The sequence below is a fragment of the Streptomyces rhizosphaerihabitans genome (assembly GCF_025399795.1).
In the GTDB taxonomy this organism is placed as follows: Bacteria; Actinomycetota; Actinomycetes; order Streptomycetales; family Streptomycetaceae; genus Streptomyces; species Streptomyces rhizosphaerihabitans.
The window spans coordinates 1-21,670 of sequence record NZ_JAODTZ010000039.1; the positions used below are offsets into that span (position 1 = coordinate 1).

General features: G+C 71.2%; 16 protein-coding genes. 13 read left to right on the top strand and 3 right to left on the bottom strand.

Annotated elements, in window-relative coordinates:
* Window positions 1-326 precede the first annotated feature (326 nt).
* The 3 genes from N4G66_RS30950 (at window position 327) to N4G66_RS30960 (ending at window position 4,772) form a co-directional block, all read left to right on the top strand.
* Entirely contained in the window at window positions 327-1,139 is an 813-nt protein-coding gene (locus tag N4G66_RS30950) for an SAM-dependent methyltransferase (protein WP_261707564.1), read from the top strand.
* Complete coding sequence (locus tag N4G66_RS30955; protein WP_261707565.1) at window positions 1,136-3,271, top strand: putative bifunctional diguanylate cyclase/phosphodiesterase; 2,136 nt, start codon at window positions 1,136-1,138, stop codon at window positions 3,269-3,271. Before N4G66_RS30950 ends, N4G66_RS30955 begins: the two co-directional genes overlap by 4 nt.
* A 721-nt stretch (window positions 3,272-3,992) precedes the next feature.
* A complete protein-coding gene (locus N4G66_RS30960; protein WP_261707566.1) occupies window positions 3,993-4,772 on the top strand; it encodes an oxidoreductase in 780 nt (259 codons plus the stop codon).
* 92 nt (window positions 4,773-4,864) lie between these two features.
* Here the strand turns inward: N4G66_RS30960 and N4G66_RS30965 are convergent, their stop codons facing one another.
* Entirely contained in the window at window positions 4,865-5,755 is an 891-nt protein-coding gene (locus N4G66_RS30965; RefSeq protein ID WP_261707567.1) for a LysR family transcriptional regulator, read from the bottom strand.
* A gap of 119 nt (window positions 5,756-5,874) precedes the next feature.
* Between N4G66_RS30965 and N4G66_RS30970 the strand changes: the two genes are divergently transcribed.
* The 5 genes from N4G66_RS30970 to N4G66_RS30990 all read left to right on the top strand — a co-directional run bounded on the left by N4G66_RS30970 (window position 5,875) and on the right by N4G66_RS30990 (window position 11,253).
* Window positions 5,875-6,546 (top strand): succinate dehydrogenase, encoded by a 672-nt coding sequence (locus tag N4G66_RS30970; RefSeq protein ID WP_261707632.1) that lies wholly within the window; start codon window positions 5,875-5,877, stop codon window positions 6,544-6,546.
* A gap of 1 nt (window position 6,547) precedes the next feature.
* A complete protein-coding gene (locus N4G66_RS30975; RefSeq protein ID WP_261707568.1) occupies window positions 6,548-8,509 on the top strand; it encodes a fumarate reductase/succinate dehydrogenase flavoprotein subunit in 1,962 nt (653 codons plus the stop codon).
* Window positions 8,506-9,255: a succinate dehydrogenase/fumarate reductase iron-sulfur subunit gene (locus tag N4G66_RS30980; protein ID WP_261707569.1), complete on the top strand. Its 750-nt coding sequence runs from the start codon at window positions 8,506-8,508 to the stop codon at window positions 9,253-9,255. The genes N4G66_RS30975 and N4G66_RS30980 overlap by 4 nt, the downstream gene beginning before the upstream one ends.
* 265 nt (window positions 9,256-9,520) lie before the next feature.
* A complete protein-coding gene (locus tag N4G66_RS30985; protein ID WP_261707570.1) occupies window positions 9,521-10,291 on the top strand; it encodes a GNAT family N-acetyltransferase in 771 nt (256 codons plus the stop codon).
* A 77-nt stretch (window positions 10,292-10,368) separates the two neighbouring features.
* Window positions 10,369-11,253, top strand: a complete 885-nt coding sequence (locus tag N4G66_RS30990; protein ID WP_261707571.1) for a lysophospholipid acyltransferase family protein — start codon at window positions 10,369-10,371, stop codon at window positions 11,251-11,253.
* Between the two features lie 416 nt (window positions 11,254-11,669).
* On the opposite strand, the gene N4G66_RS30995 is transcribed toward N4G66_RS30990, so the two are convergent.
* Window positions 11,670-14,042 carry an excinuclease ABC subunit UvrA gene (locus N4G66_RS30995; protein ID WP_261707572.1) on the bottom strand — a complete coding sequence of 791 codons (2,373 nt, stop codon included), beginning with the start codon at window positions 14,040-14,042 and terminating at the stop codon, window positions 11,670-11,672.
* Window positions 14,043-14,272: 230 nt separating this feature from the next.
* Complete coding sequence (locus tag N4G66_RS31000) at window positions 14,273-14,773, bottom strand: methylated-DNA--[protein]-cysteine S-methyltransferase (RefSeq protein WP_261707573.1); 501 nt, start codon at window positions 14,771-14,773, stop codon at window positions 14,273-14,275.
* A 207-nt stretch (window positions 14,774-14,980) separates the two neighbouring features.
* On the opposite strand from N4G66_RS31000, the gene N4G66_RS31005 reads away from it, so the two are divergent.
* The 5 genes from N4G66_RS31005 to N4G66_RS31025 all read left to right on the top strand — a co-directional run bounded on the left by N4G66_RS31005 (window position 14,981) and on the right by N4G66_RS31025 (window position 21,524).
* Window positions 14,981-15,754, top strand: a complete 774-nt coding sequence (locus tag N4G66_RS31005) for a nuclear transport factor 2 family protein (protein ID WP_261707574.1) — start codon at window positions 14,981-14,983, stop codon at window positions 15,752-15,754.
* 80 nt (window positions 15,755-15,834) lie between these two features.
* Complete coding sequence (locus N4G66_RS31010; RefSeq protein ID WP_261707575.1) at window positions 15,835-16,803, top strand: aldo/keto reductase; 969 nt, start codon at window positions 15,835-15,837, stop codon at window positions 16,801-16,803.
* Between the two features lie 716 nt (window positions 16,804-17,519).
* The gene (locus tag N4G66_RS31015; protein ID WP_391858915.1) at window positions 17,520-19,598 is read left to right on the top strand and encodes a ricin-type beta-trefoil lectin domain protein; all 2,079 of its coding nucleotides are present in this window, start codon (window positions 17,520-17,522) and stop codon (window positions 19,596-19,598) included.
* 131 nt (window positions 19,599-19,729) lie between these two features.
* Window positions 19,730-20,209 carry a hypothetical protein gene (locus tag N4G66_RS31020; protein WP_261707576.1) on the top strand — a complete coding sequence of 160 codons (480 nt, stop codon included), beginning with the start codon at window positions 19,730-19,732 and terminating at the stop codon, window positions 20,207-20,209.
* Between the two features lie 355 nt (window positions 20,210-20,564).
* Window positions 20,565-21,524 (top strand): 5'-nucleotidase, encoded by a 960-nt coding sequence (locus N4G66_RS31025; protein ID WP_261707577.1) that lies wholly within the window; start codon window positions 20,565-20,567, stop codon window positions 21,522-21,524.
* Window positions 21,525-21,670: the final 146 nt, after the last annotated feature.

Below are 21,670 nucleotides of genomic sequence, written 5' to 3' on the forward strand. Positions count from 1 at the left end.
GGCGCGGGCGAAGCGTTCCGGCCGTCGCCAGAACGTGAAAGATCCCGGCGTCGGCCCGGATGTGAAAGAACGCCGCGGCCCGACCGGCGACTTGGCCACGCTTCGTGACCCCGCGGAGCTTTTTGGAATGCTTCGGAGTGATTTCGCAGGGGCGGTGAGTGGCGTCCGCGGGATACGTTTGCATATGCCAATTGGGCACTTGCCCGAGGCAGTGACCGGGAACGGACGGTCAATTTCCGTTTGGGCTCGCCCCTTTGGCGGGCGATCAGTAGCCTCTGCTCGAACACCGGATCGTCTATGTCGTCGCCTACGCCTTGGAGAGATAGATGGAGCGTCCCGCCTGGGCCCCTCGCAGCATTGACATCTCAGTGCCGAGCGTGTCCCGAATCTACGACTATTACCTGGGCGGTTCGCACAACTTCGAGGTCGACCGGGAAGCGGCACGCAAGGCGATGGAGTTCATGCCGGGCCTTCCCAAGGTCATGCAGGCGAACCGGGCGTTCATGCGCCGGGCCGTCCGGTTCGCGGCCGGCGAGGGCGTCGACCAGTTCCTCGACATCGGTTCCGGCATCCCGACGTTCGGCAACGTCCACGAGATCGCCCAGAGCACCCGGCCCGGCGCACGGGTCGTCTACGTCGACCACGACCCGGTTGCCGTCGCACACAGCCAAGCCGTCCTGCGGGACAACGAGGACGCGGACGTGGTCGCCGCCGATCTGCTCAAGCCCCGGGAAATCCTGGCGAGTCCGCAGGTTCAGCGACTGATCGACCTGAACCGTCCGGTCGCGCTGCTTCTCGTTGCCATACTTCACTTCGTGGAAGACGCGGACGACCCGTACGGGGCGGTGGCCGAACTGCGCGACGCCCTCGCGCCGGGAAGCATGCTCGTCGTCACGCATGCCGCGTTCGAGGGAATTCCGCTCTCCCGGGAGCAAGCCGAGGGCGCGGTCGACGTCTACAAGAACATCCGCAACCCGCTGATCATGCGCACGCGCGAGGAGATCGCGCGGTTCTTCGAGGGGTACGACATGGTGGAACCCGGACTGGTGCCGATGCCGAACTGGCGGCCCGACACGGCACCCGAGGACGAGGATCCTTATTCCTTCTCCGCGTTCGGCGGCGTGGGACGCACGGCGTGACCGCCGAGCCGGACGGGCCGGAAGACAGACTGCGCCGGTTCGCGACGATCTGGAGCCGCGCGGTCTTCCCGGTCACCTCCACCTCGCTGACCCGGCCCGAGTTCGAGGAACAACTGCTGCCGCTCGCCCGGCGGTTGAGTGAGGCCCTGCGGGCCAGGAACTTCGAGGCGGCCGCGGGACGGACCGTCGGCGCCGCACTCGTCGCCGCCCACTGCACCGACCCCGAGGCGCTCAGCCGGGCCCTCGACTGCGTCGACGCCTACCTGGTGCTCTACTGCGGCGAGGACGGGCCCGGGGAGGCGCTGCGGACCCGCTCCGCACGACTCCAGCACGCGATGGCCGCCGGGTACGCCGAGGCGCTGCGCGAGCGGACGCTCGCCGAACAACAGGCCATCTCGCAGGCCGCGTTGACCGCGCGCAGCGCCGTCGCCGAGGCGCTGCACGACAGCGAGGCCCGCTTCCGCGCGGTCTTCGAGGGCGCGGCCATAGGAATCGGCATCGCCGACCTCGACGGCAACATCCTCCAGGTCAACGGAGCCCTGCTGCGTATGTTCGGCGGCTCCGAACAGTCCATGCGCGGACGCAAGGTCCCCGAGTGGACGCACCCCGAGGACGCCCCCCAAGTGTGGCGGCTGTACGAGGAGTTGGTGCGCGGAAAGCGCGAGCACTACCACGTCGAGAAGGCCTTCTACCGTCCTGACGGCACCGCCCTGTGGACCAACCTGACGGTCTCGCTGCTGCGCGACGCGGACGGTGAACCCCAGTACCAGCTCGCGCTGATGGAGGACACCACCGAGCGGCGGCTGCTCAATCTGCGGCTGCGCTACGAGGCGACGCACGACGCGCTCACCGGACTGCCCAACCGGACCCTGTTCTTCGAGCGTCTGGAGAAGGCGCTGGCCGCGGGCGAGGGACAGCGCTTCGGGCTGTGCTACCTCGACCTCGACGGCTTCAAGACCATCAACGACAGCCTCGGGCACGCGGCCGGCGACCGGCTGCTCGTCGAGGTCGCCGACCGCCTCCAGTCCTGCGCGACCGCCCCCGGAGAGATGGTCGCCCGGCTCGGCGGCGACGAGTTCGTGGCCCTCACCACCGGCCCGAACACCGAGCGCGAGGTCGACGAACTGGCTGGGCGCATCATGAACGCGCTCGTCACCCCGATCAGCATCGACGGCCGTGACCTGACCGTGCGCGGCAGCGTCGGGATCGTAGAGGGCCCGGCCGGGGAGCGCGGCGCCGCCGAGGTGCTGCGCAGCGCCGACATCACGATGTACCGGGCCAAGGCCGCGGGCGGCAACCGCTTCGAGCTGGCCGACCCCGAGGCCGACGCCCGCGCCATCACCCGCAACGGACTCACCACCGCGCTGCCCGCCGCCCTGGACCGGGGCGAGTTCTTCATCGAGTACCAGCCGCTGGTGAACCTCGGCGACGGCAGCGTGCGCGGCGCGGAGGCGCTGGTGCGCTGGCTGCACCCGCAGCACGGCGTCCTCGGCCCCGACCGTTTCATCCCGCTCGCCGAGCACACCGGACTGATCGTGCCGCTCGGCCGCTGGGTCCTGGAGCAGTCGGTGCGCCAGGCCCGCACCTGGCAGGAACGGCACTCCGGCACGGGCCCGCTCCGCGTCAACGTCAATCTCTCGCCGTGCCAGCTGACCCATCCCGGCCTGGTCCAGGACACGGTCGACATCCTGGAACGCGAAGGCCTCGACGCCCAGGCGCTGTGCCTTGAGGTCACCGAGTCCGCGCTGATCGGCGCTGACGACGACCTGCTCAAACCGCTGCGCAGGCTCGCTGAGATGGGCGTCGACATCGCCCTCGACGACTTCGGCACCGGTTACTCGAATCTCGCCAACCTCCGTCGCCTGCCGGTCAGCATCCTCAAGCTGGACCGGTCCTTCACCCGGGGCATGCAGCAGTTCCCGGCGGATCCGGTCGACCTGAAGATCGTCGAGGGCATCGTCTCCCTGGCCCACAGCCTCGGCCTCGCGGTCACGGTCGAGGGCGTGGAGACCGGGGCCCAGGCCGAACAGCTGCGGATACTGGGCTGCGACACCGCCCAGGGCTGGTACTACGCCCGTCCGGGACCGCCGGAGCGGCTGCACGAGCTGGCGCTCGTCGACGCGGTCGGCTGAACGCCTTCGCGCGGCGCGGCCTCCGCAAGCGGAGAGCGCGCCGCGCTGCCGGGCCGGACGGTTTGCGCCGCGCCGTGCCGCCCTGCCCGGCCGACGGCGTGCCGCCCGGCTGCTGGCTTGCCTCCAGGCCGTACGGTTGTGCCGTGCCGTGCCGCGCTGTCCGGCCGATGGTGTGCCGCCCGGCAGTCGGTCTGCCTCCAGGCCGTACGGTTTGCGCCGCGCAGCGCTGCGGTGCCCGGCCGATGGTGTGCCGCCCGGCAGTCGGTCTGCCTCCAGGCCGTACGGTTTGCGCCGCGCCGTGCCGCGGTGCCGGACCGCAGGCGTGCCGTCCGGCAGTCGGCCTGCCCCAGGCCGTACGGCTTGTCCCCGGCCGGGCGATCCGCCACCCACGCCGGGTGTCGCGACCGACCCGGCGTGCAGCCCTACTACGACTCGCCAGGCGTACAAGCCCTACCGGGACTCGCTCGGCGAACAGGCTGCGCCGCGGCCCACCTGGCGTACGGGCGTCACCGCGCCCGTCCGGCCCGGCCGGATCGGGCCGTTCCCCGATCAGCCCCCTGCGCGGCCGTCGGCCACATCCGGCGGGCCATGCCGGGTACGGCCTGCGTCGGCCGGCCTGGGATCCGCTCCCGGGACGGCTCGCGCGCCCGGTCCTCCGTATGCCTCACTGGCCGTATGCCTCACTGACGGAACGCACCTCTCACAGATGGAGCCGAGACGGATGAGTACGGAACTTCAGGGCAGGACCGCCGTCGTCACCGGAGCCAGCAAGGGCATCGGGCTCGCGGTCACGGAGGCGCTGGCCGGCGCGGGCGCGACGGTGATCGCCGGCTCCCGCGGCACGTCCGAGGGCCTCGACGCCCTGGTCGAGAAGGGGAGCGTCACCTGGGTGCCGGTGGACCTCGCCGAACCCGACGCAGCCGGGCGGCTCGTCGAGGCGGCGGGCGGGCGGATCGACGTGCTGGTCAACAACGTGGGTTCGGCCCCCGCCCGCACCGGCGGCTTCCTTTCGGTGACCGACGAGGAGTGGCGGCGCACCGTCGATCTGAACCTGCTGACGGCCGTACGGGTCACCCGTGCGGCCCTGCCGTCGATGCTGGCCGCCGGGCAGGGCTCGGTCGTGACGATCGGCTCGGTCAACGCGACCCTGCCCGACCCCCTCGTGATCGACTACAGCGCGGGCAAGGCCGCCCTCGTCGCGTTCTCCAAGGCGCTGTCGAAGGAGGTCGGCCCGAAGGGCATCCGGGTCAACACCGTGAGCCCCGGCCCGGTGGAGACCGACCTGTGGCTCGGCGGCGGGGGAGTGGCGGCGACGGTCTCGGCCGCCGCGGGGCTCACCCCCGACGACGTGGTCGCCAAGGCGTCGGGCGCGACCGTCACCGGCCGTTTTTCCAAGCCGTCCGAGGTGGCCGACCTGGTTCTCTTCCTCGCCGGGGACCGAGCGGGCAACATCACCGGCAGCGACTTCGTCATCGACGGCGGCTTCATCCCGACCTGGTGAGCCCGGCGTGGTGAGCCTCGACGTGGTGAACCCGTCGAGGTGAACCGGGCCGGTTCCGCCGTGCCGGGCCGCGCGCCCGGGACGGCCCGTCGTCAGCGTTCCAGCAGCATCCGCTGAAGCTCCCGGGCCGCCCGGGGCGGCGCCACATCGCTGCGGTGCGCCAGCGCGATCGTCCGTTCGAGACCGGGCCGGGCCAGCGGGGTCACCCGCAGACCCGGCCCGGACCGGGCGGCCACCATGCGCGGTACGACGGCCACACCGAGGCCCGCCCGGACGAAGCCCAGGACCGCGTCCATCTCGCCGCCCTCGACCGCGAAGTCGGGTTCGAAGCCCTCGGCGCGACAGGCGGCGACGGTCAGTTCCCGCAGGTCGTAGCCGTGCCGGAACATCACCAGACGCTCGCCCTCCAGATCCGCGACGCGCACCGTGCGGCGGCTGCCGCCACCGCCGGGCGCCGGGGCCTCCGGCGACGACACCACCACCAGGTCCTCGTGCAGCAGCTCCACCGTGGTCAGCGCGGGGGACGGGGTCGGCAGGGGCAGGACGACCAGGGCGAGGTCGAGGGCGCCGCGCGCCAGTTCCCGTACGAGATCGTGCGAGCCGCCCTCCTCGATCAGCAGCCGGATGCCCGGATAGCGGTCGTGGAAGGCGCGCAGCACGTCCGGCAGCAGGCCCGTGCACAGACTCGGGGTCGCCCCGAGCCGTACCCGGCCGCTGCGCAGCTGGGCCAGTTCCTGCACCTCGTGCCGGGCCGTGTCCGCGTCGGCGAGGATGCGCCGGGCCAGCGGCAGCAGCGCCTCGCCCGCGTCGGTGAGCGTGATGTTCCCGCGCGCCCGCAGGAACAGATCCGCTCCCAACTCCCGCTCCAGCGCCTTGATCTGCTGGGACAGCGAGGGCTGCGCGACATGCACCAGGTCGGCGGCCCGGGTGAAATGCCGGGTCTCCGCGACGGCCACGAAGTACTGGAGCTGTTGGAACTGCACCCCTCGACGATAGCTCATGCCTATGGAAACCAGCCGTACCATGTCTTGGACTGATCGGATCCCGCGACCTAGCGTTCTGTCCCATGGCTCTGGCAACGCGGACGGACCGACGGCCGTCCATGGCACGCACCGTGTGGGACAGCTCCGTCGGCAAGAAGACCGTGATGGCCGTCAGCGGCCTGATCATGCTGCTCTACCTGGTCGCCCACATGATCGGGAACCTGAAGATCTACTTCGGCGCGGGCGAGTTCAACCACTACGCCCACTGGCTGCGCACCGTCGGCGAACCCTTCATGCACTACGAGTGGACCCTGTGGCTCGTCCGCGTGGTGCTGGTCGTCGCCGTGGTCGCGCACGCCACGTCCGCCTACCAGCTCAGCCGCCGTGACATCAGGGCGCGCCCCAGCAAGTACGTGCACAAGAAGCGGGGCGCGAGCTACGCCACCCGCACGATGCGCTGGGGCGGGATCATCCTCGGCCTGTTCATCGTCTGGCACCTCCTCGACCTGACCACCGGCACGGTGCACCCCGGTGGCTTCCAGGAGGGCCACCCGTACCAGAACGTCGTGGACACCTTCTCCACCTGGTACGGCAACGTCGTCTACATCGTCGCGATGCTCGCGCTCGGTCTGCACATCCGGCACGGCTTCTGGAGCGCGGCCCAGACCCTCGGGGCCGGCAGCCGCAGCCGTGACCGCGCCCTGAAGACCATCGCGAATGTCCTCGCGCTGCTGCTCACGGCCGGCTTCATCGCCGTGCCCGTGGGCGTCATGACCGGAGTGGTGAGCTGAAATGACCGCTGAATACGCCCACTTCACGACCGGGGAGCCGGTCGGCGACACCAAGGCCCCCGCCGGTCCGGTCAACGAGCGCTGGGACAAGCGCCGTTTCGAGGCCAAGCTGGTCAACCCCGCCAACCGCCGCAAGCACACCGTGATCGTCGTCGGCACCGGTCTCGCGGGCGGCTCCGCGGGCGCCACGCTCGCCGAACAGGGTTACCACGTCGTCCAGTTCTGCTTCCAGGACTCCCCGCGCCGCGCCCACTCGATCGCCGCGCAGGGCGGCATCAACGCCGCGAAGAACTACCGCAACGACGGCGACTCCGTCCACCGGCTCTTCTACGACACCGTCAAGGGCGGAGACTTCAGGGCGCGCGAGTCCAACGTCCACCGGCTGGCGCAGATCTCGGTCGAGATCATCGACCAGTGCGTCGCGCAGGGCGTGCCCTTCGCGCGTGAGTACGGCGGCCTGCTCGACACCCGTTCCTTCGGTGGCGTCCAGGTCTCCCGCACCTTCTACGCCCGCGGCCAGACCGGCCAGCAGCTCCTGCTCGGCGCCTACCAGGCGCTGTCCCGGCAGATCGCGGCCGGCAACGTCGAGATGCACCCGCGCACCGAGATGCTCGACCTGATCGTGGTCGACGGAAAGGCCCGCGGCATCGTCGCCCGCGACCTGGTCACCGGCCGGATCGACACGTACTACGCGGACGCCGTGGTCCTGGCGAGCGGTGGCTACGGCAACGTCTTCTACCTCTCGACGAACGCCATGAACTCCAACGCCACCGCCATCTGGCGGGCCCACCGGCGCGGCGCGTACTTCGCCAACCCCTGCTTCACCCAGATCCACCCCACCTGTATCCCGCGCACCGGCGACCACCAGTCGAAGCTGACGCTGATGAGCGAGTCGCTGCGCAACGACGGCCGGATCTGGGTGCCCAAGGCGCACGGCGACACCCGCCCGCCGAACGAGATCCCCGAGGACGAGCGCGACTACTACCTGGAGCGCATCTACCCGTCCTTCGGCAACCTCGTACCCCGCGACATCGCCTCCCGCGCCGCCAAGAACGTCTGCGACGAGGGCAGGGGAGTGGGCCCCGGCGGCCAGGGCGTCTACCTCGACTTCGCGGACGCCGTCCGGCGCATGGGCCGCGAGGCGGTCGAGGAGAAGTACGGCAACCTCTTCGACATGTACGCCCGCATCACCGCCGAGGACCCGTACACCGTGCCCATGCGGATCTACCCCGCCGTGCACTACACGATGGGCGGACTGTGGGTCGACTACGACCTCCAGACCACCGTCCCCGGCCTGTTCGCCATCGGCGAGGCCAACTTCTCCGACCACGGCGCGAACCGGCTCGGCGCCTCCGCCCTCATGCAGGGGCTCGCGGACGGCTACTTCGTCCTGCCCGCGACGATCAACGACTACCTCGCCCGCAACCCGCACCGCTCCACCGACGACGACCTGAGCGACGAACACCCCGCCGTCCAGGAGGTGCTGGCCGAGACCGAGGACCGGCTGCGGCTCCTCCTCGCCGTCGACGGCGACCGCACCCCCGACTCCTTCCACCGCGAACTCGGAGAAGTCATGTGGGAGTTCTGCGGCATGGCCCGCACGGAGAGCGGGCTGCGCAAGGCACTGGAGCGCATCCCGCAGATCCGTGAGGAGTTCTGGCGGCGCATCAAGGTGCCCGGCAGCGGCGAGGAGTTCAACCAGTCCCTGGAGAAGGCCAACCGGATCGTCGACTACCTGGAACTCGCCGAGCTGATGTGCCTCGACGCGCTGAACCGGGCCGAGTCCTGCGGCGGCCACTTCCGCGAGGAGTCCCAGACCCCGGACGGCGAAGCGGCCCGCCGGGACGAGGAGTTCTCCTACGCGGCCGCCTGGGAGTTCACCGACACCGGTGCCGCGCCCGTCCTGCACAAGGAAGACCTGGTCTTCGAGTACGTCCACCCCACCCAGCGGAGCTACGCATGAAGCTCACCCTGCGCGTCTGGCGGCAGAAGAACGCCGACGCCGACGGAGCGATGTCCACGTACGAGGTGGACGGCATCTCGGCCGACATGTCCTTCCTGGAGATGCTCGACACCCTCAACGAGGAACTCATCCTCAGCGGCGACGACCCCGTCGCCTTCGACCACGACTGCCGCGAGGGCATCTGCGGCGCGTGCAGCCTGGTCATCAACGGAGACGCGCACGGACCCGAGCGCACCACCACCTGCCAGCTGCACATGCGCTCCTTCCGCGACGGCGACACGATCGACATCGAGCCGTGGCGGGCCGCCGCCTTCCCGGTCGTCAAAGACCTCGTCGTCGACCGCTCCGCCTTCGACCGCATCATCCAGGCCGGCGGCTACGTCACCGCCCCGACCGGCGCCGCGCCCGAGGCACACGCCACGCCCGTCCCCAAGCCCGACGCCGACTTCGCTTTCGAGCACGCCGAGTGCATCGGCTGCGGCGCCTGCGTGGCGGCCTGCCCGAACGGCGCCGCGATGCTGTTCACCTCGGCCAAGGTCAACCACCTGAACGTGCTGCCGCAGGGTGCCCCCGAGCGGGAGACCCGGGTGCTCGACATGGTGGCGCGGATGGACGACGAGGGCTTCGGCGGCTGCACCCTCACCGGGGAGTGCGCGACCGCCTGCCCGAAGGGCATCCCGCTGTTCTCCATCACCAGCATGAACAAGGAGTGGCTGCGCGCCACCCGCAGGTCGGGCAAGCGTTAGGCACGAAGTCGTTCGCCGTACGGTGCGGACGGGCGGGACCGGGTGTGGTGCTCAACCCCCGGTCCCGTCTCGCTTTTCGGGTCACCCCTGTCATTCAACAACCTCACATCCGCCCTCCTGGCACTGGTCACGCGCACGCCAACCGGCGTCGGAAGAACAGGAGCGCGCAGACCGTTCGGATCCGGCCTGCCTCCCCCGAGCTACCGACTCCGTTCGAGCAGGGGGTACCCCCTCCGCCGAACCGGCCCGTGACCAGGAGAGTGCCATGACCGGCGTTTCCACCCTCGACAGCCCGACCCAGCCCGTCACCCCCACCCGCTACACCGTCACCCTGGCCCGCGACGAGGCCGATGTCCGGGCCGCGCAGCGCCTGCGCCACGACGTCTTCGCCGGGGAGATGGGCGCCCTCCTGAACACCCCGCAGCCCGGTCTCGACATCGATGCGTTCGACGCGTACTGCGACCACCTGCTGGTCCGCGACACGGAGACCGGCCAGGTCGTCGGCACCTACCGGCTGCTGCCGCCCGAGCGCGCCGCGATCGCCGGACGGCTCTACTCGGAGAGCGAGTTCGACCTCGGACCGCTGGCCGGAATCCGCTCCGGGTTGGTCGAGGTCGGCCGCTCCTGCGTCCACCCCGACCACCGCGACGGCGCGGTCATCGGCCTGATCTGGGCCGGGATAGCCCGCTACATGGTCGACGGCGGCCATGAATGGCTCGCCGGCTGCTGCTCCATACCGCTCTCCGACGGCGGCACGCTCGCCGCGGGCACCTGGGACCGGGTGCGGACCAAGTACCTGGCGCCCGAGGAGTTCCGCGTCCGCCCGCTGCTGCCCTGGAGCGCGGAGGGCGTCGCCCGACCCGCGCGCACCGAACTGCCTCCACTGCTGCGCGGCTATCTGCGCCTCGGCGCCTGGGTGTGCGGTGAGCCCGCGCTCGACGCGGACTTCGGCGTCGCCGACATGTACGTGCTGCTGTCGATGAGCCGGGTCAACCCGCGCTACCTCCGGCACTTCCTCTCGCTCGTCCCCGCCTGATGAGCACGCCCCGCACCGGAGCGCCGCGCCTCACGGTCGTCCGCCGTCCCCGGTCCGGCGGAGGCCCGGGAGCGGCGGTGCTCCCTGGAGCCGTCCCCGCGCCGCGGCGGCCCGCCGCCGGCCCCATCCGGACGACCAGCGCCTGGCTGCCCACCGCTCCCTGCTCACCGCGCGGCTGCGTGGAGTCCGGGCGCCCCTGGACGGGCGTGCCGCGCGCCGTCCTGCGGCTGACCGCGCTCCTGGTCGTGGTCGTCCTCGGGGTCGCCCTGATCCCGCTGGCCGGACGGCTGCGGGCGGAGCGGCGGGACCGGTGGATCCGCCGCTGGTGCCTCGCCGTGGTGCACACGGCCGGGGTCCGCACGCGGATCACCGGAACCGCCCTGCCCACCGGCGGAGTGCTGATCGTGTCCAACCACGTCTCTTGGCTGGACATCCCGTTGCTCGCCGCCGTCCGTCCGGCGCGGATGGTCGCCAAGACCGAGGTGCGCGGCTGGCCCGTGGTGGGCGGGCTGGCGGCCCGCGGCGGCACGCTCTTCATCGACCGCGACCGGCTGCGCGCCCTGCCCGGCACGGTGGAGCGGATCGCCGGGACCCTGCGCGGCGGCTCGGCCGTCGCCGCGTTCCCCGAGGGCAGTACCTGGTGCGGCCGGGCCCAGGGGCGCTACCGCCGGGCCCTCTTCCAGGCCGCGCTGGACGCCGGTGTGCCGGTCCAGCCGGTGCGCATCCAGTACCGGTCCGTGTACCGGTCCGCCGAGGGAGCTGCGAGCACGGCTCCCGCCTTCGTCGGCGAGGACTCGCTGCTCGCCTCGCTGTGGCGGGTGGTTTCGGCACGCGGGCTGGTGGCCGAGGTGGTTCTGCGCCCCGCGCTCACGCCCGGCCCCCACACGGACCGGCGCACCCTCGCCGAGGCGGCACAGGGAGGTGGACGCCACCCCGGCTCACGTGCCGGGGCGCACATCTGAGACCGGGTGGCCGCCCTGGTTCGCCTTCCGCGGCGCACGCAGGGTGTCCCGGGGTGGCTCCGGCCTACCTTGTGGGTGCATGCCGGGGATCTGGGGGTGGCTCCGGCCTACCTTGCGGGTGCATGCCGGGTGCATGCCAGGTGTCAGGGGGTGGCACCCGCCCACCGTCCGGGCGTGTGCCGGGGATCCCCGGGTGCGGCGCCGGCCCACCTTGCGGGGTGCACATCCGAGATCCGGGGACGCCACGGCCCGTTCTACCGGGACGCGTCCGAGATCAGGGAGCCGCCCCTGGCCCACTTCCCCGGGCGCGCGCCCGGATCCAGGGGTGCCACCGGCCCGCCTTCCACGGCGCACCCCCGGGATCCGGGGTGCTCGCCGATTCACGCTCCGGGCGCGCCCGGGCCGCCGGGGGCCCGTCAGCAGAGCCCCCCGAGTGCTCGGGCGAGATACGGCGCCGTTCGGCCGGCGGCCGTCGCCACTCGCTCGGGTGGCCCGGCGGCCACGATCCGGCCGCCCTCGGCACCCCCGCCGGGGCCCAGATCGATGACCCAGTCGGCACCCGCCACGACCGTCATGTCGTGCTCCACCACCACGACGGTGTGACCGGCGTCCACCAGACCGTGCAACTGGGCCATCAGCACCTCGACATCGGCCGGATGCAGTCCCGTCGTCGGCTCGTCGAGCAGATAGAACGTGTGGCCCCGGCGAACCCGCTGCAACTCGCTCGCCAATTTGATGCGTTGGGCCTCACCGCCCGACAACTCCGTGGCGGGCTGGCCGAGTCGCAGATAGCCGAGGCCCACGTCGAGCAGTGTGCCGAGGCTCCGCGCCACGGCCGGGGTGTCCGTCTCGGCGAAGAACCGGGCAGCCGCCTCGACCGTCATATCCAGGATCTGCGCGATGTTCCGTCCCCGGTACGTCACTTCGAGGGTCTCGGGGTTGTAGCGCGCGCCGCCGCAGTCCGGGCACGGGGCATACGTACTGGGCAGGAACAGCAGCTCCACACTGACGAATCCCTCGCCCTGACAGGTCTCGCAGCGCCCTCCCCCGGAGGGGGCACCCCCGGCCACGTTGAAGGAGAACCGCCCCGCGCCGTAGCCGCGGGCCCTTGCCTCCTCGGTACCGGCGAACACCTTGCGCACGACGTCGAACAGCCCCGTGTAGGTGGCCAGATTGGAGCGGGGGGTACGGCCGATCGGCCTCTGGTCGACACTGACCAGTCGGCCGACGCCCGCCAGGTCCTCGGTCACCTCGCCGATCAGCGTGGACTTCCCCGAGCCGGAGACCCCGGTGACGGCGGTGAACACGCCGAGCGGGAACTCTGCGGTGATCCCGCGCAGATTGTGCCGGGCCACCGGGCCGACCGACACCTGTCCGCGGGGCGGGCGGACGGGGCGCGCCGGAGCGGGGGAGCGGTCGAAGAGGAAGCGCGCCGTCGCGGACTCCCGCACACTCTGCAGGCCGGCGACCGGGCCGCTGTACAGGACCCGACCGCCGTGCTCCCCGGCCTGCGGGCCCACGTCGACCAGCCAGTCCGCGCCGCGCACGACGTCGAAGTGGTGCTCCACGACGAACACCGAGTTGCCCGCCGCCTTCAGCCGCTCCAGCACGGTGAGCAGAGCCTCCGTGTCCGCCGGGTGCAGTCCGGCGGAGGGCTCGTCGAGGACGTACACCACTCCGAAGAGTCCGGAACGCAACTGGGTGGCCAGGCGCAGCCGTTGGAGTTCGCCGGCCGAGAGGGTGGGGGTGGCCCGGTCGAGGCTGAGGTAGCCGAGTCCGAGCTCGACGACGGGCGCGATACGGGAGGTGAGGTCCTCTGTCAGGACACGGGCGGTCTCGGAGTCGCCCGAGAGGGACTTCGCGAGTTCGACCAGGGGCAGCGCGGCCAGTTCGGCGATGTTCCGCCCCGCGAACGTCACCGCCAGAGCCTCGGGCCGCAGCCTGCTGCCGCCGCACACCGGACAGGGAGCGGCGGCGAGGAACCGCTCCGCCTTGGCCCGCAGGGTGGCGCTCTTCGTATCGGAGAAGGTCTTCAGGACATAGCGTCGGGCGCTCATGTACGTGCCCTGGTAGGGGCGTTGGATGCGTTCGGCCTCGCGCACCGGGTGCACGGTGACGACCGGCTGCTCGTCCGTGAACAGGATCCACTCCCGCTCCTCGGCGGGCAGTTCGCGCCAGGGCCGGTCCACGTCGTGGCCGAGCGTGGCGAGGATGTCCCGCAGGTTCTTGCCCTGCCAGGCACCCGGCCAGGCGGCGATCGCGCCCTCACGGATCGACAGCGACGGGTCGGGGACGAGCAACTCCTCCGCCGTACGGTGCACTTGGCCGAGACCATGGCATTCGGGGCACGCCCCGGCCGCCGTGTTCGGCGAGAACGCGTCCGAGTCGAGCCGCTCGGCCCCCGCCGGATACTCGCCCGCGCGCGAGAAGAGCATCCGCAGCGAGTTGGACAGGTTGGTGACCGTACCCACGGACGAGCGGGAGGTCGGCGCCGACCTGCGCTGCTGGAGGGAGACCGCGGGCGGCAGTCCGGTGATCTCCCCGACCTTCGGCGCGCCCACCTGGTGAATCAGCCGCCGCGCGTAGGGGGCGACCGACTCGAAGTACCGCCGCTGCGCCTCCGCGTAGATCGTCCCGAAGGCCAGCGACGACTTCCCGGACCCCGACACGCCGGTGAACACCACGAGGACGTCCCGGGGGATGTCGACGTCCACACCCCGCAGATTGTGCTCCCGGGCACCGCGGACGCGGACGCGGGAGTCGTGGGGGCGGCTGTCGGGGCTGTGCATCGGCGGGACTCCTGTGGACGGCCCGGTACCGGGGTCCGGGGCCCGGCCGTCGGGGGCAGGGGGCAAACCCCACGATTCTAGGCCGCGCCCGGTTCCGCTACCCGGGCGCGACGGGCGGGCCCCAGAAGCCCGGACGACCGGCACGGACGCGCCCGGGCCGGTCATGACAGTGGGCAGGGGCATGCTCGGGCCGGTCATGACGACGGGCGGCACGGACCTGCCCGCGCCGGTCAGGACGGCACGTTCTCCAGGTCCAGGAGCTGTCGCTTGCGTTCCAGGCCCCCCGCGTAGCCGGTGAGCGCCCCGCTCGCGCCGATCACGCGGTGGCAGGGGCGGACGATCAGCAGCGGGTTCGCCCCGATCGCCGTACCGACGGCACGGACCGCGGCCCTGGACGCGCCGATCAGCGCGGCGATCTCTCCGTAGCTGAGCGTGGTGCCGTACGGGATGGTCTCCAGGGCCTTCCAGACGCGCTGCTGGAAGTCGCTGCCGCTCGTCACGTACTCGATGTCGAAGGCGGTCAGACGGGCGTCGAAGTACGAGCGCAGCTGGGAGACGATCTCCCGGAAGGCGTCCGCGTCCTCGCGCCAGCCGTCCTGGACGACCGCGCCGTACTTCTGGTCCGGCACGGACAGCGCGGCGAGCGCGGTGCCGCCCTTCGCGGTGGCCGATTCCTCACCCACCAGCAGCAGTCGGCCGAGCGGGCTGTCCATGGTCGTGTAGACCGTCATCGGTCGGGTCCTTTCCGAGGTCTCACAGCGTGTTCACCCTCAACAGTGCGCCCCGCGCGGCATTCCGTCCGGCGGGATTCGGACAGAGCGCTGAGCGGGCGGTCCGGGAACGTCGTACGGGAGACCGTCCCCACCTGTTGGGGTCGCGCCGGGGACGGTACGGGCACACGATCGAAGTCGACCACTCCGCACGGCCCAGGAGTCCACATGGTCTGGATCCCGCAGATCTCCGACCTCGTCGACCGGCTCGGCGCCGCCGAGCTCGCCGACGCGCTGCGCGACCCGGCGTCGGCCACCGTGCCCGTCGCCCTGGACGACCCGGAGGCGGGCCGGATCAGCGGTGTCGGTGTCCTGGCCGCCTGGCTGACCGTGCAGGACACCTGGCGGGCGGAACGGAAGGTGGACATCGAGGAGGTCGCCACCACGCTCGGTGAGGGGCGGGCCGTGGGTGAATGGGTCGTGCACCTGGAGGGCCCGGAGGGCGACCGCGTCGGGCTGCCCGTGGCCGCCGCCGTGGACCCCGCCTCCACGCTGCCGGTGCGGATCCACCACTCCCGCCTGCCGCTGCTCGGCCGGCATGTCGTGCGCCGCCCGATGGTGCTGCCGGACCCGCAGGCCCACGCCTCCGGCGTGGTCGGCGCCTACAAGGCCGCGCTCGACGCGGGGGACACGGCGGCCGTCGTCGCCGCGTTCGCGCCGGACGGCTCGTTCCGCGGGCCCACCGGTGATGCGCACCGGCACACCGGGACCAAGGAGCTGACCGAGCTCTACGACGCCTTCTTCTCCGCGGGCGGCGGCATCCCGCTCAAGCTGTGCACCGTGACCGAGGACGGCACCCGCAGCGCGTTCGAGTACATCTGCGACCGCTGGGGCGACGCCGATCTGCCGCCGCAGCCGGGCCTCGCGGTCTGCGCCCGGGGCGGCGATGGCCTGATCGCGTCGGCGCGGGTGTACGACGACGTGGAAGCCCCCGTGGAGTAGGGCTGTCGGGCGCCCGGGGCGGGCAGGGATCTGTCCTCGGATCTCCCCTACCCCCACCAGCAGCGAGAGCAGGAGTGAGCATGCAGTACGTGAAGCTCGGTTCGACGGGTCTGGACGTCTCCCGGATCTGCCTGGGCTGCATGAGTTTCGGCCTGCCCGACCGAGGTGTCCACGAATGGACCCTCGACGAGGAGGCCTCTCGCCCGTTGATCCGCCAGGCACTGGAGGCCGGGATCACCTTCTTCGACACGGCGAACGTGTACTCGGACGGCACCAGTGAGGAGATCGTCGGACGCGCGCTCGCCGAGTTCGCGCGCCGCGACGAGATCGTCATCGCCAGCAAGGTCAACGGCGCGATGCACGAGGGCCCCAACGGCCGCGGTCTGTCCCGCAAGGCGATCATGACGGAGATCGACAACAGTCTGCGCCGCCTCGGCACCGACTACGTCGACCTCTACCAGATCCACCGCTTCGACCGGGCCACCCCCGTCGAGGAGACGATGGAGGCCCTGCACGACGTGGTCAAGGCGGGCAAGGCCCGTTACATCGGGGCGAGTTCGATGTACGCGTGGGAGTTCTCCAAGGCCCAGTACACGGCCGAGCTGCACGGCTGGACGAAATTCGTCGCCATGCAGAACCACTACAACCTCCTCTACCGCGAGGAGGAGCGCGAGATGCTGCCGCTCTGCGCCGACCAGGGTGTCGGCGTCCTGCCGTGGAGTCCGCTCGCCCGCGGCCGGCTCACCCGCGACTGGGACACGGCCACCGAACGCAGCCGCAACGATGAGTTCGGCCGGAACCTGTACCAGGACGGCGACCGCGAGATCGTCGACGCGGTCGCGCGCATCGCCGCCGAGCGCGGGGTGCCGCGTGCCAGGATCGCGCTCGCCTGGCTGCTGCGGCGGAGCACGGTGACCGCGCCCATCGTCGGCGCCACCAAACCGCCGCACATCGAGGACGCGGTCGCCTCCCTCGACGTGGAACTCTCGGACAAGGAGACCGAGGAGCTGGAACAGCCGTACACGCCCCGGGCGATCAGCGGTCACTGACGGGCCGGAGCGGCCACGGCACCGACTGAGACCGAGCCTGGCCACGACCGGGTCGGCCGTCACCGACCCGGTTGTCGCGGCGCCCGCGCACCCGGCGCCGGCCACGACCGCGCCCGCCGTCACCGCGCCCGCCGTCATGGCGCCCGTCACCCCATCGGGCCCACGACGGCCGACGTCTCCGGGACGGGTGGCACGTCACGGTGGCCGTCCTGCCGCGAAGGCTCCGCGCGCCCCGTCGGAACCTCGGAGATCGGCGCCGAGCGACAGGAATTCCGTGCGGAATGACGCTCGGATGAGCGCATGAGAGCGCTCCCATTGTGGAGACTTCGGACGGATGGTGGATCCTTCGGGTTTCCGAATTCCTTTTAGCGTGGGCTCGACTGACATTTGGTCAATATCCCGGGCGGCGCCGCATTAAGGGAAAATCAGGGATCGCTTGTTCCCGCTCGCCGCCCTGTGCAAAGGTGTGCGTTGTCGGCGTGCAGACAATATTGGCTTCGTTCTGCGCGCGTGCGGCGCGCCCACTCCCCCTCGCCCGAAAGGGCTGTCAGAGGTGGTGGTTCGCCGCGCTACCCCCCATGGGCAGACTCTCCGGCTCCGTCGGGCGGTCTACATACCCATTGGTATGGACTATTTACCACGCTACCTTTGGGAGGAAAGCGGACGTGAATGACGGAACGCTGTCTCATTCTTCTGACCCCGACCGCTTGTTCGAGGTGTCGGATGAGCGGCTCGCGGCCGAGTTGAAGAGCCAGGGAGGCACGCCCGCGAACTATCCCGTCGGAGAGCTTCTGGACCGCCACTGGGAGGCGGTGTTCTCTTACGCGAGGCTGTGCACCGATGGCGTACGTCCCGCCGGAATGCTCACCACAGCCTCATTCACGCGCCTGTTCGGGGATTCGCTGCACCAGAGCGGGCCCAGCGCCGCGTGGCGGCCCCAACTGCTCGTCGCCGTCCGCCGCATAGCGGCCGAGTGGCTCGCGGACCCGCGGCGTGAACTGCTCGATCCCGAACTCCTCGCCGAAGCGGAGCGGGAGGGCCGTGAGGACCGGGCGGCGGCACGACTGCTTCCGCCGGAAGGCAGGCGCCTGATCTCCCGGGCGTTCCAGCGGCTGCCCGAACCGGCCCGCTGCCTGCTGTGGCACGGGGAGGTGGAGGCCGAACAACCGGACGTGCCCGCCGCCCTGTTGGGAATTTTTCCGGAAGACGCGGTCGTCGAACTGGAACGAGCCAGGGAACGCCTGCGCCAGGAATGCCTGGAGATCCACCACGAACTCGCCCCGGGGGACGAGTGCCGCCGCTATCACCGCATGCTCGACGTCTCCTTCCGGCGCGGCGGCACCGACCTCGACCCCGACCTGCGGCGCCACATGGACGAATGCGGCCACTGCCGTTACGCAGCAGACCAGTTGAGCCAGTTCAACGGTGATCTCGCCGTCCCGCTCGCCGAGGCGGTGCTCGGCTGGGGTGCCCGCGCCTACGTGGCTTCCCGGCAGGCGCGGTCCGCCGCCGGCGCGCAGGCGTCCCGAGAGCCGGGGACCGGCCGCGCGGACCAGGGGATGCCTCTCGCCGACGGGCCGACGGCTGCCGGGAGCGGGCCGGCCCCCGAGACCGCCCGCATCGAGACCGCCCGCATCGTCGAGTTCCAGCCCGAGGCCGACGCCGTACGCCCACCGGGCCTCCCCCCGCGCACCCCCCCGAACGCTCCGCCGCACGCCGACGCCCCGCCCACGGCCCACGAGGAGGCCGCCGCGCAACCGGCCGCCCCCTCCCGACGCGGCGCGCCCGCATCCGGTGGAGGCACCCGCGGCTCCCGCCGCCGAGGTACGCCCCTCTCCGGCCTCGGCCCGCGTTCCTCCCGCAGGGCCACAGGGCACAAGGCCCCACGGCGTGCTCCGGGGCGCCGCAACGTCGCCCTCGCCGTGCTGACCGTCAGCGCGCTGGTCCTGATCCCGCTGGTTCTGTGGGCATCCGACTCGGGCATCGGCGGTCAGAGCGGTACGGCCGACGGCAGCCGCTCCTCGGCGGTACCGAGTCGGCGTGACAACCCGTCCTGGGTCGGGACCGGCGAGCAGAAGGACGGCACCGTGCACGGCCGGCTGCGCAACGCCGCGACCGGGCTGTGTGTCGGTATCGCCGGAACCACGGCCGCGAGCGGTGTGGAGACCCGGCTCATCCCGTGTTCGTCGGAGGCGGCCACGGAATGGTCGTATGCGGCGGACGGGCTGTTGCGCGACGCGGCCCACCCCGACCTGTGTCTCGACTCCCACCTCGGCTACTCCGTCCAGCTGGCCACCTGTACGGGCGCATCGCAGCCCGGCACCAAGAACGTCCGCTACGACTTCACCCTCCAGGGCATGCTGGTGCCGCGCTGGAACCAGGATCTGGCCCTCGCCCCCGCGTCGGCCGAGGGGGAGTCGGCGCTCGTCCTCAAGCTCCGTACGGACGAGCCGATCCAGCACTGGACGCTCGACGCCTCGGCGCCGTCGCTCCAACTGGAAGTCGTCAACTGGGACTCCACCGACGGCGACGGGAAGGGCTCCTCCGCCCGGGAGCGGTCCACGTCCTCGGCGGCCCCGGCACCCACCGCCACCCCGACGCCCACCGCGGCACCGTCGACCGCGGGCCGGACCACGTCGACCGCGGTTCCGTCCGACGGCTCCTGCTCCTCCCTCTCCGCCTCCTGTCCGGGGGACGGCCACAACGGCTCGGTCCGGGACGGCGGATACGGCACGGGCTCCGGTGCCGGCGGCGACGGATCGTTCGACGGAGGAGGCCAGGGAGGCCGCCGGTGAGGCGACGGGTGCGACGGCCCCTTTGGACGGTCGGGCTGGAATACCGTGTCCCCTCGGGGAGTTGGTCAATCGACTGAGGGGTGGTCGTGCGGGGGCGGAACGGGGAGTCCCCTCTTGGGGCGATAGCGGCCGTGACGGTGTTCGTGGCCGTGTTGCTCGCGACGGCCGGTGCAGTGCTCTGGACCAGCGTGCCGAACTTGGCTCTCGCGGCGCATTGGGACGGGACCTCGGGGGTGATGTCGATTCGCTCGTGCAGCGAGGTGGGGTCTCCCAAAGAGCGACATCAACGATGTTCGGGGTCTTTTCGGTCGGATGACGGCAAGACGGTGGATCCGGATGCGGCGATCTCCGAGCCCCTGGCTCCAGGGACAGCGCTGGCGGTCCAGCGTGCGCCGGACGGCACCTACGCCAGTGCGGGGATCGCGGCCTTCTTCGGCTGGCTCGCCGTGACCTCTCTCGGTGCTGCGCTGGGTGGCGCCGCGGTGCTGATCGGTATCGTCCTGACCGTCCGCGCACGCGTGCGCGCAGGCTGGATGACGATTTTGGGTTTTCTGATCGCGGCCCTGCTCTTTGCGTCGACCGGCGCGATCGCGGGAGCTGTGGCCGGATAGGGCTACTCGCTGTTCGATCGTGCGGGCCGCTGACCCCCTTCTTGCCGGTGGCCGTTGGCGCGCCCGCGAAGTTCGCACACCTGCTGGCGGCCGCTCCTCCAAGCGCCAAGTCGTTCGAACAGTGCGCCGGCGGTCAGCAGCAGCCCGAACAAGGCAACATGCCCAGACCTCAACGCGGGCCGGGTGCCGACCGTGGCCCCTGCACGGACGGTCGCGGACAGAGCAGATCGACCTGAGCGGCGAGCGACTCCACTCCCTGCCCCGCATGAGGGAGCCCCGGCGTTAGTCGCCCTCGTGGCGCGCGGTGATTTAACCTGATTGGGATATGTGTGCGAATTAATGCCGGGGGTACGCCGTGGCCGTCTACGAACTAAAGAACCGTCTGGTCGTCGGTATCGCCTCCAGCGCACTGTTCAACCTGGCGGAGGCGGATGCCGTCTTCCGCGATCAGGGAGAGGAGGCCTATCGCGCCTACCAGGAGGAGCACCTTGACGACACGCTGGACAAAGGGGTGGCCTTCCCCTTCATCCGCAGGCTGCTGTCCCTGAACGACCTCTCACCCGATGACCCTCTGGTCGAGGTCATCATCCTGTCCCGCAATGATCCCGACACCGGGTTGCGGGTCATGCGGTCCATCAAGTCCTATGGCCTGCAGATCAGTCGGGCCATCTTCATGCAGGGCCGCTCGCCCTACCACTTCATGCCCGCCCTGAACATGTCCCTGTTCCTCTCCGCGAACGAGGACGACGTTCGCGAGGCCGTCGCGCTCGGGCTGCCCGCCGGCCGCGTGCTCGGCCCAGCGATGGCCGACGAGAGCGATGACCAGGACCTGCGGATCGCCTTCGACTTCGATGGAGTCCTCGCCGACGACGCCGCGGAACGGGTCTACCAGGCCGGCGGCATCGAGGACTTCCGCTTCCACGAAGCGGCGAACGCCGCCACCCCGCACGACCCGGGTCCGCTACGCGACTTCCTCGCAGGCGTCAATCGGCTCCAGCGGCGCGAAGAAGAACAACGGGCAGAAGACGCCAACTACAAGATCCGCGTCCACGTCTCCCTCGTCACCGCTCGCAACGCACCCGCTCACGAACGCCCGGTGCGCAGCCTGAAGAACTGGGGTGTGGCCGTCAACGACGCCTTCTTCCTCGGCGGCATAGACAAGAGCACGATCATGGAGGTCCTCAAGCCCCACATCTTCTTCGACGACCAGGTCGGACACCTGACCGGCACCGCCCGCAGCACGCCCAGCGTGCACATCCCCTTTGGGAAGATAAACGAACCGGACCGCCCGGCGACCGGGCAAGCGCAGCAATGAGGCTCGCCCCGGACCGAGTCCGGGCCGCGAAACCCCCACGCCGGCTTGCCCTGCCCGGCCCGTGCACCGAAACCGAACCGATCGCCATCAACGACGGCTGTCGCGAGTCCGTCGACTCGTGGGCCGACCTGCTGCCGCGAGCGACG

Excerpts from the sequence above, each read along its gene's own strand:
- N4G66_RS31005 (WP_261707574.1), top strand. The coding sequence starts at position 14,981 with ATGGTCTGGATCCCGCAGATCTCCGACCTCGTCGACCGGCTCGGCGCC.
- N4G66_RS30960 (WP_261707566.1), top strand. The coding sequence starts at position 3,993 with ATGAGTACGGAACTTCAGGGCAGGACCGCCGTCGTCACCGGAGCCAGC.
- N4G66_RS30950 (WP_261707564.1), top strand. The coding sequence starts at position 327 with ATGGAGCGTCCCGCCTGGGCCCCTCGCAGCATTGACATCTCAGTGCCG.
- N4G66_RS31010 (WP_261707575.1), top strand. The coding sequence starts at position 15,835 with ATGCAGTACGTGAAGCTCGGTTCGACGGGTCTGGACGTCTCCCGGATC.
- N4G66_RS30975 (WP_261707568.1), top strand. The coding sequence starts at position 6,548 with ATGACCGCTGAATACGCCCACTTCACGACCGGGGAGCCGGTCGGCGAC.
- N4G66_RS30980 (WP_261707569.1), top strand. The coding sequence starts at position 8,506 with ATGAAGCTCACCCTGCGCGTCTGGCGGCAGAAGAACGCCGACGCCGAC.
- N4G66_RS30970 (WP_261707632.1), top strand. The coding sequence starts at position 5,875 with ATGGCACGCACCGTGTGGGACAGCTCCGTCGGCAAGAAGACCGTGATG.
- N4G66_RS30985 (WP_261707570.1), top strand. The coding sequence starts at position 9,521 with ATGACCGGCGTTTCCACCCTCGACAGCCCGACCCAGCCCGTCACCCCC.
- N4G66_RS31000 (WP_261707573.1), bottom strand. The coding sequence starts at position 14,773 with ATGACGGTCTACACGACCATGGACAGCCCGCTCGGCCGACTGCTGCTG.
- N4G66_RS30995 (WP_261707572.1), bottom strand. The coding sequence starts at position 14,042 with ATGCACAGCCCCGACAGCCGCCCCCACGACTCCCGCGTCCGCGTCCGC.